Source organism: Corallococcus caeni, assembly GCF_036245865.1.
Lineage (GTDB): Bacteria > Myxococcota > Myxococcia > Myxococcales > Myxococcaceae > Corallococcus > Corallococcus caeni.
Genome location: NZ_BTTW01000001.1, coordinates 1,525,961 through 1,539,211, shown reverse-complemented (window position 1 = coordinate 1,539,211; position 13,251 = coordinate 1,525,961). Strand labels below are relative to the sequence as shown.

General features: G+C 71.6%; 12 protein-coding genes. 3 read left to right on the top strand and 9 right to left on the bottom strand.

Going from position 1 to position 13,251, the window contains the following annotated elements:
* Positions 1–13: 13 nt before the first annotated feature.
* Positions 14–751, top strand: a complete 738-nt coding sequence (locus AABA78_RS06175) for an anti-sigma factor family protein (protein ID WP_338262046.1) — start codon at positions 14–16, stop codon at positions 749–751.
* A gap of 81 nt (positions 752–832) precedes the next feature.
* Here the strand turns inward: AABA78_RS06175 and AABA78_RS06170 are convergent, their stop codons facing one another.
* Positions 833–2,758: a S8 family serine peptidase gene (locus tag AABA78_RS06170; protein WP_338262045.1), complete on the bottom strand. Its 1,926-nt coding sequence runs from the start codon at positions 2,756–2,758 to the stop codon at positions 833–835.
* Positions 2,759–2,972: 214 nt separating this feature from the next.
* On the opposite strand from AABA78_RS06170, the gene AABA78_RS06165 reads away from it, so the two are divergent.
* Complete coding sequence (locus tag AABA78_RS06165; RefSeq protein ID WP_338262044.1) at positions 2,973–4,304, top strand: lysophospholipid acyltransferase family protein; 1,332 nt, start codon at positions 2,973–2,975, stop codon at positions 4,302–4,304.
* A gap of 108 nt (positions 4,305–4,412) precedes the next feature.
* Entirely contained in the window at positions 4,413–5,366 is a 954-nt protein-coding gene (locus AABA78_RS06160; RefSeq protein WP_338262043.1) for an NAD(P)/FAD-dependent oxidoreductase, read from the top strand.
* A gap of 13 nt (positions 5,367–5,379) precedes the next feature.
* On the opposite strand, the gene AABA78_RS06155 is transcribed toward AABA78_RS06160, so the two are convergent.
* The 8 genes from AABA78_RS06155 to AABA78_RS06120 form a co-directional block, all read right to left on the bottom strand.
* Positions 5,380–6,231: an AraC family transcriptional regulator gene (locus AABA78_RS06155; protein WP_338262042.1), complete on the bottom strand. Its 852-nt coding sequence runs from the start codon at positions 6,229–6,231 to the stop codon at positions 5,380–5,382.
* Between the two features lie 98 nt (positions 6,232–6,329).
* On the bottom strand, positions 6,330–7,610 hold the full coding sequence (locus AABA78_RS06150; protein WP_338262041.1) for a spinster family MFS transporter: 1,281 nt from the start codon (positions 7,608–7,610) through the stop codon (positions 6,330–6,332).
* On the bottom strand, positions 7,607–8,548 hold the full coding sequence (locus AABA78_RS06145; RefSeq protein WP_338262040.1) for a Ppx/GppA phosphatase family protein: 942 nt from the start codon (positions 8,546–8,548) through the stop codon (positions 7,607–7,609). Before AABA78_RS06145 ends, AABA78_RS06150 begins: the two co-directional genes overlap by 4 nt.
* 14 nt (positions 8,549–8,562) lie before the next feature.
* Positions 8,563–9,759, bottom strand: a complete 1,197-nt coding sequence (locus AABA78_RS06140; RefSeq protein WP_338262039.1) for an aminotransferase class V-fold PLP-dependent enzyme — start codon at positions 9,757–9,759, stop codon at positions 8,563–8,565.
* Positions 9,760–9,817: 58 nt separating this feature from the next.
* Complete coding sequence (locus AABA78_RS06135) at positions 9,818–11,107, bottom strand: LpqB family beta-propeller domain-containing protein (protein WP_338262038.1); 1,290 nt, start codon at positions 11,105–11,107, stop codon at positions 9,818–9,820.
* Positions 11,104–11,874 carry a cell envelope integrity protein TolA gene (gene tolA / locus AABA78_RS06130; protein ID WP_171418761.1) on the bottom strand — a complete coding sequence of 257 codons (771 nt, stop codon included), beginning with the start codon at positions 11,872–11,874 and terminating at the stop codon, positions 11,104–11,106. The genes AABA78_RS06135 and tolA overlap by 4 nt, the downstream gene beginning before the upstream one ends.
* 3 nt (positions 11,875–11,877) lie before the next feature.
* Entirely contained in the window at positions 11,878–12,369 is a 492-nt protein-coding gene (tolR, locus tag AABA78_RS06125) for a protein TolR (protein WP_171418759.1), read from the bottom strand.
* 12 nt (positions 12,370–12,381) lie between these two features.
* Positions 12,382–13,098, bottom strand: a complete 717-nt coding sequence (locus tag AABA78_RS06120) for a MotA/TolQ/ExbB proton channel family protein (RefSeq protein WP_120527931.1) — start codon at positions 13,096–13,098, stop codon at positions 12,382–12,384.
* Between the last annotated feature and the right edge of the window lie 153 nt (positions 13,099–13,251).

Genomic DNA, 13,251 nt, shown 5'->3' with positions numbered 1-13,251 from the left:
GATGAAGCGGGCCATGGCCGCCCTCTTCGAGAAGGGCCAGGACGGGCTGGACGCGGAAGGCTTCGAGCGCCTGCGCGCGCACCTGGCCACGTGCCCCGACTGTCAGGAGGCGTACACGCGGCTGTCGCGCGTGGAGTCGGTGCTGGAGCAGCGCGCGCTGCCGCAGGCCCGGAGCGCGCTCCTGGAGCAGGCGCTGTTCGCGAGGCTGCGACCGGCCCCCGCGCGGCCGGCGGTGGTGCCGGAGCGCAAGAAGTGGTTCGCGTCCCCGCTCTTCATGCCCCTGTCGCTGGGCGCCGCCGCGGCGGCCGTGGCGCTGGTGGTCGTGGCGCCGTCGCTGGAGCGCCGCGAGCAGGGCGCGCCGGAGTGGCAGGCGCGTTCGTCCTCCCCGGGCGAAGGAGCCTGGGGCGTGCGCGCCTTCTGCATCGCGCCCACGGGCGCGGTGCTGGCGGAGGCCCGTCCCGGTGGGACGCTGACGTGCGCGGAGGGCAACGCGGTGCAGTTCAGCTACACCGCGCCGGAGCGCGTGCGCCTGTCGCTGGAGGGGCTGCCCCAGGCCGGGGGGGAGCCGCTGCGCTTCTTCCCCACCGAGGGCGCGGCCCCGGAGGTCGCCGCGGGCGTGGATATCCCGCTGCCCTTCAGCACGCCCGTGCAGGGCGGGTGGCTGACGGGCCCCGTGCCGGTGCACGCGCGCTTCACGGACGCGCAGGGCCGCACCGTCGCGGACACGCAGGTCACGCTCACGCCTCGCTGAGCCCGAAAACGAACAACCCCCCTCCCGTGCGAGCACAGGAGGAGGGCGGGGACTGCCGTGCCTTGTGGGGTCCGTGAGTGACTACGGACGCGGGACGCGGCGGTCCACTTCCGCGGTGCCGGTGTACTGCGTGGACACGTTCAGGAAGCCCTTGAGCTGAACGCGCCAGGTGCCGGCGGGAGGGTTCGTGATGGTGACGGCCTCGCCGGTGGAGGTGCCCTCGGCGCTGGTCGCGACGAGCTCCCCGTTGGGGCCAAAGACATACAGGTCCAGGTCGTAGGCCGGGTTGCCCCAGTCCGTCTTGATGCGCAGGGCGTTGGCGCCCGCGGGCACCTCCAGCGCGTGCTCGTGCTTCGCGGCCCGGAGGGACAGGTCCACCACCGGGAGGTTGATGGCGGTCTTCACCGTGCCCGTCCAGGAGGGCAGGACGGTGGTCTGCGTGATGTAGCGGGTGCCCACGGCGTCATTCACCAGCTTCGTCGCCGCGTAGACGTCCGCGTAGCCCGCGCCCACCTCCCACGTCTCCAGTTGGCGCGTGGTGCCCGCCGCGTCCGTCGCGTACATGGGCCGCGCCGTGGCCTGCACCGCCGCGAGCACGCCGTCCATGTTGAGCGCGGGGTTCACCTCCAGGAGCAGCGCGGCGACGCCGGACATGTGCGGCGCGGCCATGGAGGTGCCGGAGCTGGCCGCGTAGAACGGCTCCGGGTGCAGCAGGTCCAGCCCCAGGTACGGCTGCATGATGGTGGCGGTGAGCGCGCGCGCCGCCACGATGTTCACACCGGGCAGCGTGATGTCTGGGTGGTGGAGCTCATCGCCCGGGATGCCGCGGCTGGAGAAGGACGCGAGCTCGCCCGGCCTGTCCTGGCTGAGCAGCGGGTTGGTGGCCGCCGTGGTATCGCGCGACGTGCCGGCCGCGACGGAGATGGCGCACGGCGAGGCGCTGTACGGGTTGAGCGTGTCGGGGGCGGAGCCCTCGTTGCCCGCCGCGAACACCACCACCATGCCCAGGTCGTAGGCGCGCTTCGTGGCAATGGAGATGGGGTCGAACGGCGCGAAGTGGCTGCCGCTGGTGCCCCACGAGTTGGAGATGACGCGCACGTTGTGCGCCTCGCGGACGTCCGGATCCATCAGGAAGTCGAAGCCCTCCAGCGCGAACAGGATGCTCAGCGCGTCGCCGGTGCCCACGCCCAGGAGCTTCGCGTCAGGGGCCACGCCCTTGTGCGCCCCGCCCGAGCGCGCGCCCGAGCCGCCGATGATGCTGGCGCAGTGCGTGCCGTGGCCGCTCGTCAGGTCGCTGTTGGGCGTATCGATGTACAGCGCGCCGCCCACGCCCACGTCGAGCGGGGAGGCGACGACCTTCACGTTGCGCGCCACGTTGGGGAAGTCGCCGTGCGTGCCGTCCAGGCCGGAGTCGATGATGCCCACGCCGATGCCCGCGCCCGTCGTCCCATACGCGGTGCGCGCCGTGTCCGCGTGGATGTACGGCACGCTGGTGTCCAGGAAGTACTGGAGCGGCTTGTCCTCGTAGATGGACAGCAGGCCCAGCGGCTGGAGCTCCTGGCGCAAGCTGTTGATGAGCCGCGGCGTCACCGGGACCTTCAGCGCCACCATGGGCAGCGACTTGAGCGCCAGGACGTTGCCCAGCCCCAGCCCCTGCGTCACCCCGCCCAGCGTCCGCGTCAGGCCGCCCAGGACGGCGTCCAGGTTCAGCACGCCGCCCGTCGCGTTCGCGGTGTTGAAGGAGAGGATGAGCGTGCGCACCGACCCGTCCGTGTGCAGCGCCGGATCCACCACCGCCTGGGTTAGCGCCGCCTGCGCCGCGCTGGACGCATAGAGCGCGTTGCAGGCACTGGGAGTCGCGGCCGCCGCCGTGACGATGGACCGCGAGGCCGACGTGACGGCGGGCTGTGCCTCCTCCTTCGCGCCCCCCTCCTGCGAGGCGCTCGCGCCACAACCCAGGACGGCGGCGGTGGCGGCGGCCCAACCCAGCGACATCAAACGCTTCATGTGGTGTTCCCCCGAGATGTGCGGCGGCCTTTCAGGGGCCGCGCAAAAAAGGTGTGAATCGGGGGCCCCCGCATGGATCGCGGTTCCACCGGATTGTTCTGTAGTGACTGAATCCGGAGGGCTGTCGGGGAAGAGGGTCTTTCCGGCCCCCGGCGGTGACAGTGTCCGGAGCGCGGGCGGGCCCGGGGTGGGGCGCCGGGATACAGTCCGCTCCGTGTTCTACGCGTGTGTGCGGGCGGTGGTGGCGCTGGCGCTGCGGCTCTTCTACCGGGTGAAGGTGAATGCCCCGGGAGAGGCGCCCTCGGGGCCGGTGCTCTTCGTGGGCAACCATCCGAACGGGCTCATCGACCCGGCGCTGGTGTTCATCCTCACGCGGCGCCAGGTGACGTTCATGGCCAAGGCGCCGCTGTTCAAGCTGCCCGTCATCGGCTGGCTCCTGAAGGGGCTGGACGCGCTGCCCGTGTACCGCAAGCAGGACGACCCGACGCAGATGGGGCGCAACGAGGGCACCCTGGACGCGGCGAAGGGGGCGCTGGTGCAGGGGCGGGCCATCACCATCTTTCCGGAGGGCAAGAGCCACTCGGAGCCGGAGCTGGCGGAGCTGAAGACGGGGGCGGCGCGCATCGCGCTCAACGCCGCGCGCGAGGGCGCCGCGGTGCGCATCGTCCCGGTGGGGCTCACCTACGCGGAGAAGAACGTGTTCCGCAGCGAGGTGCTCATCGACCAGGGGGCGCCCATCGACGTGACGGCCTTCCTGCCGGCGGACGCGGCGGCGGAGCAGGACGCGGTGCGCGCGCTGACGGAGCGGGTGGCGGAGGGGCTGCGCGCGGTGACGCTGAACCTGGAGCAGTGGGCGGACCTGCCGGTGGTGCGGGTGGCGGAGCAGCTCTACGCCTTCCGCCAGGGCGGCACGCTGGACGCGGAGCGGCTGCGGCTGTGGGCGCGAGGGGTGCGGCTGTTCCGGACGCAGGAGCCGGAGCGCTACGAGCGCCTGCGGCAGCACCTGTCCTCGTTCGGCCACCGGATGTCGCTGGTGCAGGCCTCGCGGCCGGAGGAGCTGTCCGTGGAGTACCGCCCGGGCAACGTGGTGCCCTTCGCGGTGAAGACGCTCTTGCGGCTGGTGTTCGGGCTGCCGCTGTTCGCGCTGGGGCTGGCGCTGTTCGGCCTTCCGTATCCGCTGCCCCGGATGGCGGCGCGGCGCGCGGAGCTGGACGTCCAGGCCACGGTGAAGTTCCTCACCGCGGTGGTGGTGTCCGTCGTGTGGTGGTGGGGGCTCACGGCGGTCGCGGCGGTGTGGGGCGGCTGGGCGTGGGGGCTCGCGACGTTCGTGCTGGTACCGCCGCTGGCGCTGTTCACGCTGTCGTTCGCGGAGCGCTGGGACGAAATCCGTCACGACCTGGAGCTGTTCTTCACGCTGGGCAACCGGAAGCGGCTGAAGGCCCGGCTTCTCGCGGAAGGGGAGCGGCTGGCGGGCGAGGTGGAGCGGCTGGCGGAGGAGTACCGGCCGAAGCTCGACGCGCCCGGTGCCTCGCCCGTCGCGAGGTAGCGGACCGGAAGATCCGCCGATGCCGTCGAAAGTCCCGCCCTCCTATCGGCCCCGGGCCCGTCGTTAGGTTTCCCCCAGGGAAGCAACGACGGCACGAGGAGCAGGGCAATGGCGGCATACGACGTGGTCATCGTGGGCGGAGGCCCCGGCGGGCTCAACGCGGCGCTGTATCTGGGACGCGGTCGCAAGCGGGTGCTGCTGTGCGACGCGGGCACGCCCCGCAACGCGGCGGCGGAGCACATGCACGGCTTCGGTTCGCGCGACGGCATCCCGCCGCCGGAGTTCCGGCGCATCAGCCGCGAGCAGTTGAAGGCCTATCCCAACGTGGAGGTGCGCGACACGCGCGTGGGTTCCGTGGAGAAGCACGAGGGCGGCTTCCGCGTGGCGCTGGGCGACGGCACCACGGAGGACGCCCGGCGCCTCCTGCTGGCGATGGGCGTGGTGGACGTGATGATGGACATCCCCGGCTACCAGGAGCTGTGGGGCCCCAGCATCTTCCAGTGTCCCTACTGTCACGGCTGGGAGGTCCAGGACCAACCGTTCGCCATGCTGGCGAAGAACCCGCAGTACCTGGACGGCGCACCCATCATCCAGAACTGGTCCAGGGACCTCATCGTCTTCACCCACGGCGCCTTCGAGGTGCCGCCGGAGCAGCGTGAACGACTCCAGGCCCTGGGCATCCCGCTGGAGGAGCGGAGGATCCGCGCGCTGCATGGAAAGAACGGGCGCCTGGCGGAGGTGGAGCTGGAGGACGGGACGCGCATCGCCCGGAGCGTCATGTTCTCCGCGCCGCCGCAGCGGCAGCACGAGTTGGTGACGCGGCTGGGGCTGGAGCTGGATGACCTGGGCTACGTGAAGGTGAACGCCACGGGAGAGACGTCCGTGCCGGGCATCGTCGCGGTGGGCGACATGACGACGCCGATGCAGGCGGCCATCGCGGCGGCCAGCGCGGGCACCATCGCCGCGGCGATGATGAACCACGCCCTCATCCTGGAGGACGCGGACCGTCGCTACACGGCGGTGACGGGGAAGCCCGCGCCCTCACGGCAGAAGGGGCACTGAGCCTCACCACGCGTCAGTGCGCGGACGGCGCGCGGTGCTGCTTGCGCCACGCGGCGGGCGTGAGCCCCTCCGTGCGCCGGAACAGGCGGATGAAGTGCGTGGGGTCCGCGTAGCCCACGCGCTCGGCGATGATGTCCACGCGCTCGTCGGTGGACATCAGCCGCCGCCGCGCCTCCGCCATCCGGCCGGAGATGATCCACTCCACCACGCTGCGGCCCGTGGCCTGCTTCAGCGCGGTGGTGACGTGCGCGGGAGAGCGGCCCACGGCGGCGGCCACCTCGCGCAACGAGATGGGCTTCAGGCAGTTGCGTTCGATGAACGTGAGCGCCTCACCCGCGAGCGACACGCGCGAGTCCGCCGGCGTCCAGGTGCTCGACCGCCCCACCTCCGCCAGCACCAGCGAGAACAGGCTGCGCGTCACCTGCTCCCCCAGCGCACGGTGCGGAGCGCGCGTCTCCGCGTGCAGCTCCGACAGCAACCGCAGCAGGTGCTCCTGGCGTCCGGACGGAATCGGCACGACGGCGGAGGCACCCTGGCGCACGCGCTCGAAGGGCTCCAGCAGCGGGCCCACCTCCGTCTGCGCGAAGGCGGACGGATGGAACCCGAGCCCCCAGACCTCCGCGCCCTCGGCCGACACCGTGCGGTGCTGCTCCCCGGCGGGGATGAGCATCACGTCGCCTGCGGACACCGTCAGCCGGGTGCGCTGGTCGATGACGGCCCGCCCGCCCGTGTAGAGCGCGAGCACCGCCTGCGGATGCGAGGCGGCATGGGGGGAGGGGGCCTGCTGGGCATGTCCGCACGCGACGACCAGGGTGCTCGACGGCGCCTCCCAGACGTGAACCGCGGGCGAATGCACGACAGCCATGGGCGCCTCCGCTTCCTTCCCTGGCGAGCAGCGAACCTGCTCGCCCAACCGGATGGGGCTCGGATGCATTCCGGGCCCGGGCGTTTCCGCACGAGGCTTCAGCCCTGCTGCGCGCGGGGCACGGACTCCCGGAACAGCTTAGCGCCCAGCAGGAGCGCCAGGCCGCCCAGCAGCACCGGCACCGCGTTGATGGCGATGGCGGTGTGGAGGCTGGCCATGTCGGCGATCTGCCCGATGAGCGTGGGGGAGATGGCGTCGCCCAGCATGTGGATGCACAGCACGTTGAGGCCCATGGCGAAGGCGCGGAACGCGGGCGGCACGCAGTTGACGATGGCCGCGTTGATGGGGCCGCTGTTGAGGAAGATGAGGAACTGCGCCACGCCAATGGCCGCGAACGTCAGCGTCGTGTCCCGCAGGTTCACCGCCAGGTACATGCACGGCGCCGCCAGCAGCAGGCCGATACCGGACAGCCACAGGCCGCCACCCGCGCGCTTGCGGTCCATCCTGTCACCCAGCCAGCCGCCGGCCACGGTGCCCGTGAGGCCCGCCACGGCGGTGATGGCGCCGAACACCAGGCCCACGCGGCCCGGGTGCTCCAGCCACAGGTGCCGCTCACGCACCAGGTACGTGGGCATCCAGAACGCCAGGCCGCCAATGGAGAACGTCATCAGCGTGTAGCCCGCCGTCGTGGCCCAGAAGGCCATGTTGCGGCCCAGCCCCTTGAGGCCCTCCATGAACGGCAGCTTCACCGCCGCGTCCGGCCCGTCCATGGCGCCGCGCCGCGGCTCCGGCATGAAGAAGGCCATGGTGCCCAGCAAGAGCCCCGGCACGCCGCCCGCGAAGAAAGCCGCGTGCCACGAATACGTCTGCGTCAGCCACCCGCCCAGGCCGTAGCCCATGGCGGAGCCCACCGGGATGGCGATGTAGAAGTACGACAGCATCCGCGTGCGCTGCTCGCGCGGGTACAGGTCGGAGATGATGGACGGCGCCACCGCGCCATAGCCCGCCTCGCCAATGCCAATCACCGCGCGCGCCAGCAGCAGCGCCGTGAAGCTGGACGCCAGGCCGCTGGCCCCCGTGGCCAGGCTCCAGAGAATCACGCCGCCCGCCACCAGCAGCCGGCGGGGGATGCGGTCCCCCAGGAAGCCGCCCAGGGGCGACGCCAGCATGAAGACGATGATGAAGACGGTGCCCAGCAGGCCGGACTGCGCGTCGTTGATGCCGAAGTCCTTCTGAATCTCCGGCAGCGCGACGGCGATGATGTACCGGTCGAGGTAGTTGACCAGGTTGATCAGCGTGAGGATGAACAGCGCGTAGCCCGCGCGCACGGACTGCGTGGCGCGCGCGCTGGACGGAGCGACGGGGGAGGAGGCGTTCATGAGCGAGAGGAGCCGGAGCCAGAGCCGAAGCGGTGTGCCAGCAGGCCCCAGCGCAGGCCGCGGTCACTCACGCGGCACGCCTCCAGGCCCAGCGCCCTCACCGCTTCGCGCAGGATGAGGGCCCCCGCGGGGATGACGTCCGCGCGCTTGGGCTGGAGGCCGGGCAGCGCCCGCCGCGCGTCCAGGGGCAGGGCGCACAGCCGGTCCGTGAGCGCGTCCAGCTCGCCCCGGGACAGCGTGCCGCCATGGACCGCTTCCGCGTCGTAGGTCGCCATCTGGTGCTGCACGGCGAACAGCGTCGTCACCGTGCCGGCCACGCCCACCAGCATCGCGGCGGGAGGCGGCGGGGGCAGGGCGGAGAAGGTGTCGCGCAGGTGCGCCTCGATGGCGCCGCGCTCGTCGGGGGACAGCGGGTCGGTGCGCACGTAGCGCTCCGTGAGCCGCACGGCGCCCACGTCGAAGCTGTGGCGGAAGGCCACCGTGCCGGCGTCGCTGCCGTAGATGAACTCCGTGGACCCGCCGCCAATGTCCACCACGAGCAGCGGCCCCGCGGCCTCGCTCCCGAAGTCCTGGGCCACCGCGGCGAAGGACAGCTGCGCCTCCATCTCCCCGGGGATGATCTCCACCGTCACGCCCGCGCGGGCCTGGGCCGCGGCGATGAAGTCCGCGCCGTTCTTCGCGTCGCGCGCGGCGCTGGTGGCGGAGACGGCGATGCCCTCCGCGCCCAGCTCGCGGGCCTCGTTGGCGAAGGCCACCAGCACGGACAGCGTGGCCTCCATGCCGTCGGAGGACAGGACGCGGTGGGTGTCCACGCCCCGGCCCAGGCGGGTGATCTCCGCGCGCTCCACCACGGCCTGGAAGCGCCCGTCCGGCAGGCGGTCCGCGACCAGCAGCAGCACGGAGTTGGTCCCGATGTCGATGGATGCGAAGCGCGGCATGCCGCGCACACTACTCAACGCAGCAGCGCTTCCAAAGCCCGCGCCAGGGCCTCGTAGTCCGCCGGGGTGTTGTAGAGCTGCGCGGACAGCCGCAGGTGCCGGCGGGGCGCCCGGGGCCAGGCGGTGACCGGAATCTCGATGTGGTGCTCCTTGAACAGGCGCACATGGAGGGGGTCCAGGTAGAGCGGCGGCTCGGGGTGCTCGGGGAAGCCGTCTGGCAGGGCCACGCACGCCATGCTGCCCACCATGGACTCCGGGCACAGCGGCACAGCGTTGCCCAGCTTCGCGTCCAGCCCGCGCCGCGCGGCCAGCACCTTCTCCCGGTTGGACGCCATCACCTGCGGCCACCCGCCCGGAACGAGGCCCGCCATGAAGCGGAGCACGGTGGGGATGCACAGGAAGGGCGTGGGGTCGACGGTGCCCACCCAGTCGAACTCCAGCCGGAAGCGCGAGCGGTCCGTGCGCGGCGAGTTGTGCCCGTGGCTCACCACCATCGGCTTGAAGCCCCGCTGCAGGTCGCGGCGCACGTACAGGAACGCGGCCCCCTTGGGCGCGCACAGCCACTTGTGGCAGTTGCCCGTGTAGTACGCCGCGCCCAGCTCCTGGAGCGCCAGCGGCACCATGCCCGGCCCGTGCGCGCCGTCCACCAGCGTCTCCACGCCCCGCTCGCGCAGGCGGCGCACCAGCTCCGCCACCGGCATGACCAGCGCCGTCTGGCTGGTGATGTGGTCGATGAGGAGCAGCCGCGTGCGCGGCGTCACCTGGGCCATCACCGCGTCCACCACCGCCTCCGGCGAGGGCACGGGCCAGGGCAGCTTCGCCACCACCACCTTCACGCCCTGCTCGGCGGCGGCCACGTCCAGCGCGTTCCTGGACGCGTTGTATTCGTTGTCGGTGGTGAGCAGCTCGTCGCCGGGCTGGAAGCGCAGGTTGCGCAGCACGGTGTTCACGCCCGTGGTGGCGTTGGGCATGAACGACAGGTCCTCCACGTCCACGCCCACGAAGGCCGCGAGCGCGGCGCGCGCCTCGTCGAGGAGCGGCTCCACCTCACGGGCGAGGAAGCGCACCGGCTCCGCTTCCAGCCGGGCCCGCAGCTCCGCCTGGTGCTGGAGCACCGGCCTGGGGCAGGCGCCGAACGAGCCGTGGTTGAGGAAGACGACCTGGGGGTCCAGGCCCCAGTGAGCCCTGTGGGCGGGGAGGGGAGCGCTCATGGGGCGAGCAATGCACCCCGGCGCGTCCCCCCTGTCAACGGCCGCCCGCCGTCCGTGACTACTTCGCCGCCGGAGCGGTGCCCCAGTCAGGGGTCAGCCAGTTGCCCTTCTCCATGGGGAGCGGCACCTGGTTGTTGCCGTCGGAGGTCATCACCCACAGGTGCGCGGCGCCGTTGCGGTTCGAGCTGAACATGATGAGCCGGCCGTTGGGGGAGAAGGTGGGCTCCTCGTTGTTGCCCTGGTCCTGCGTGAGGCGCGTCACCTTGCCCGTGTCCACGTTGACGGTGAAGAGGTCGAAGGCGTTGCGCTCGTCGCGCGCGGTGAAGGCGATGAGGTCCCCGCGCGGCGACCAGTCCGGCGTCTGGTTGTAGTTGCCCTGGAAGGTGAGCCGCTTCACGCCGGAGCCGTCCGCGTTCATCACGTACACCTGCGGGCTGCCGCCCCGGTTGGACACGAAAGCGATTCTCTTGCCGTCCGGCGACCAGGTGGGGCTGGTGTTGAGGCCGTAGGGCGTGTCGGTGATGGCCTTCGCGCCGGAGCCGTCCGCCGCGGCGACGTAGATTTGCGCGCTCTCACCCTCCGCCAGCGCGTACGCGATGCGCTTGCCGTCCGGCGAGTACGCGATGCCCGTGGCCATCTGCCCGTCCGTCACCAGCGCCTTCGCCTCGCCGCCGGGGGTCTGCACGTAGATGTCCGGCCGGTTCTTCCGGTAGGACGTGAAGGCCACCTGGCCGGACGGGCTGAGCGTGGGGAGGATGTGCGTGCCGCCCTTGGTGAGCGCCTGCGCGCCCATGCCGTCCCAGTCCGCCACGTACACGTCGCGGTTGGCGCCCGCCTTGCGCACGTAGGTGATGCGCGACAGGAAGGGGCTCGCCTCGCGGGTGAAGTGCCGGTAGAGCGCGTCCGCCAGCGCGTGCGCCAGCTGCCGGGGCTCACCGGCCGGCGCGTCCTTGGACACCTTCAGCTCCTCCTTGCCCGTGGCCACGCTGAACAGGCGCAGCTCGCCGCGCAGCGCGCCGCCGTCCTGCGCGAGCGACACCTTCACCAGCGACTCCGCGCCCACGTCCGCCCAGCGGCTGAAGTTGATGCTGCCCGCCGTCATGCCCTCCTTCGCGTCGGCGGTGAAGCCGGCGCGGTCCAGCACCTGGAAGATGCCGGAGGCGGTGAGGTCGTACGTGAAGGCGGCGTCGAACGCCTGGGCGGCCTTCTTGTCCGCGCCCTCCTGCACCACGGGCGCGGGGGCCGCGAGCGGCAGCGGGCGGAAGTTCGCGCCGGAGATTTCGATGACGGGCGCCTGCGCCAGCACCAGCGCGGGGACGAGGAGGAGCGACAGCAGGAGGGCTTTCATGGGCTGAACACCAGGACGACGCCGTTCTTCTGGAGCGCGTCGCGAAGCGCATCGGGGGGAGGAGAGAAGGGAGAGGCCTTGCGCACGGCGGCCACCACCGCCGCGTCGAACAGCTCGTTGCCGCTGGCCTTGGCCAGGCTCACGTCCAGCACTTCACCCGCGCGGCCCAGCTTCATGGCCACCTGCGCCTTGAGGTACAGGCGCTCCGCGTCGGGGATGGTGTCCGCCACGTTGTAGTGACGGCGCACCTGGGACTTCAGGAGGCCGTAGTACCGCTCGCCCTCCGCCACCGCGGAGTCACCGTCGGGGTCGCCGTCCTCGGCCCCCTCCAGTTCCTCCGGCTCCGTGGGCTTCGCGGACTTGTCGAACGCGCCGAACAGCTTCTTGCGCCGGTCCTCCGCGTTCGCTTCGCCCTTCTGGGGCGCGGGCGCCGGCGCGGGCTTCACGCCGGGCACCGCCACCGCGGCGGGGGAGGGCGCGGGCGCGTCCGCGGGCGGCGTGGGCGTGGGCTTCGCCACGACCTCCTTGGGCGGCGGCTGCGCCACCTCCTTGCGCGGCAAAAGCTTGGGGTCGCGCGGCTTGCCCAGCCGCACCAGCGACGCGTTGATGGGCTTCTGGTCCAGGTCCACCTTCGGCGCGGACGTGAAGCGCGCGTAGAGCAGCGCCGCCGCGAGCACCGCCACGTGCCCGCCCACGGAGAAGACAAGGAAGCGGGACAGCCGCGTGGGCCGTGTCACCAGCAGACTGTGGGTCACCGCGGAGCTCATGGGCTAGCGCTTCGCCTCCTTGGGCTTGCCCTTGCCGCTGGACGCGGGGGCGGCCTTGCCGGAGTTGGACGCCTTGGAGCCCGTGGCCGGTTCCGTGATCATCCCCACGTTGGAGATGCCCGCGCGCTGGGCCGCCGCCATCACCTCCACCACCACGCCGTACGGCACGTCCCGGTCCGCGTGGAGGTAGACCTCCTTGTCGGCCTGCGCCTTCGCGTTGGCGGCGAGCTTCGTCTCCAGCTCCTCCAGCGCGACCTCCGCGTCTCCGATGTAGACCTTGCGCCCCGCGTCGATGGAGAGGACGACCTTCTTCTCCGTCGCCTCCACCGGGGCCGCCTTGGTCTCCGGCAGGTTCACCTTCACGCCCTGCTGGATGAGGGGCGCCGTCACCATGAAGATGATGAGCAGCACCAGCATCACGTCCACCATGGGCGTGACGTTGATCTCGCTCATGGTGGTGCGGCCACCGCCGCCCTTGCCTCCGCCCATGCCCATGTGACGGGTCTCCTAGCGGAAGAAGTGCCGCTTGATGATGTTGAGGAAGTCCGCGGAGAAGTTGGACATCTCCGTGTCGAACACCTTGATGCGGCTGACGAACGAGTTGTACGCGACCACCGCCGGGATGGCCGCGAACAGCCCCGCCGCCGTGGCGAAGAGCGCGTTGCCCACCGGCGCGGCCACCGTGGCCAGCGTGGCGTTGCCCTGCTCGGCGATGTTGTTGAACGCGCCCAGGATGCCAATCACCGTGCCGAACAGGCCCACGAACGGCGACGCGGCGCCCACCGTGCCCAGGAAGGACACGCGGTTCTCCAACTCGGTGATCTGCGCCGTGGCCGCGCGGTTGAGCGCGCGCTCCACGTTTTCAATGCCGCCCAGCTTGGCGCTCATCGCGGCCTCGGCGCCGCCGTCCTGCGTGCCCGTCTGCGCCAGCTTGCTCAGCTCCTCGTAGCCCGCGCAGAACACCTTCGACAGCGGCGAGCCCTCCAGCTTCTGGGCGGACTGGTAGATGGCCTCCAGCCGGGACGCCTTCCAGAAGGTGTCGAGAAAGGTGAGCGACTGGGCGCGGGCGCGCGACAGCTGGGTGGCCTTCATGGCGATGAGCGCCCAGGAGGCGACCGAGACGGCCATGAGGAGCAGGAGCACCGCGAGCTCGATGAACGACGCGTCGCGGATGATCTCCACGTAGTTCATGGCGCCAAAGGCCAGGGGCAGGTGGGGTATCATGGGGTCCAGCGCGTAACATCCCGTCCTCGGGTGGGTCAAACCCGCCGTCGCTGCCCGGTTGCTTTGGACGGCACTGAATAATTCCCGGGGTCGGTCGTCTGGAGGGTTGTTCCGGGCCGACGACCTCAACCTTCCCGAACCACGGATGCCCAC

Bases quoted from the DNA above. Each gene is read 5' to 3' on its own strand.
- tolA (WP_171418761.1), bottom strand. From the start codon at position 11,874: ATGAGCTCCGCGGTGACCCACAGTCTGCTGGTGACACGGCCCACGCGG.
- AABA78_RS06155 (WP_338262042.1), bottom strand. From the start codon at position 6,231: ATGGCTGTCGTGCATTCGCCCGCGGTTCACGTCTGGGAGGCGCCGTCG.
- AABA78_RS06160 (WP_338262043.1), top strand. From the start codon at position 4,413: ATGGCGGCATACGACGTGGTCATCGTGGGCGGAGGCCCCGGCGGGCTC.
- AABA78_RS06145 (WP_338262040.1), bottom strand. From the start codon at position 8,548: ATGCCGCGCTTCGCATCCATCGACATCGGGACCAACTCCGTGCTGCTG.
- AABA78_RS06170 (WP_338262045.1), bottom strand. From the start codon at position 2,758: ATGAAGCGTTTGATGTCGCTGGGTTGGGCCGCCGCCACCGCCGCCGTC.
- AABA78_RS06140 (WP_338262039.1), bottom strand. From the start codon at position 9,759: ATGAGCGCTCCCCTCCCCGCCCACAGGGCTCACTGGGGCCTGGACCCC.
- AABA78_RS06175 (WP_338262046.1), top strand. From the start codon at position 14: ATGGCCGCCCTCTTCGAGAAGGGCCAGGACGGGCTGGACGCGGAAGGC.
- tolR (WP_171418759.1), bottom strand. From the start codon at position 12,369: ATGGGCATGGGCGGAGGCAAGGGCGGCGGTGGCCGCACCACCATGAGC.
- AABA78_RS06150 (WP_338262041.1), bottom strand. From the start codon at position 7,610: ATGAACGCCTCCTCCCCCGTCGCTCCGTCCAGCGCGCGCGCCACGCAG.
- AABA78_RS06135 (WP_338262038.1), bottom strand. From the start codon at position 11,107: ATGAAAGCCCTCCTGCTGTCGCTCCTCCTCGTCCCCGCGCTGGTGCTG.
- AABA78_RS06120 (WP_120527931.1), bottom strand. From the start codon at position 13,098: ATGATACCCCACCTGCCCCTGGCCTTTGGCGCCATGAACTACGTGGAG.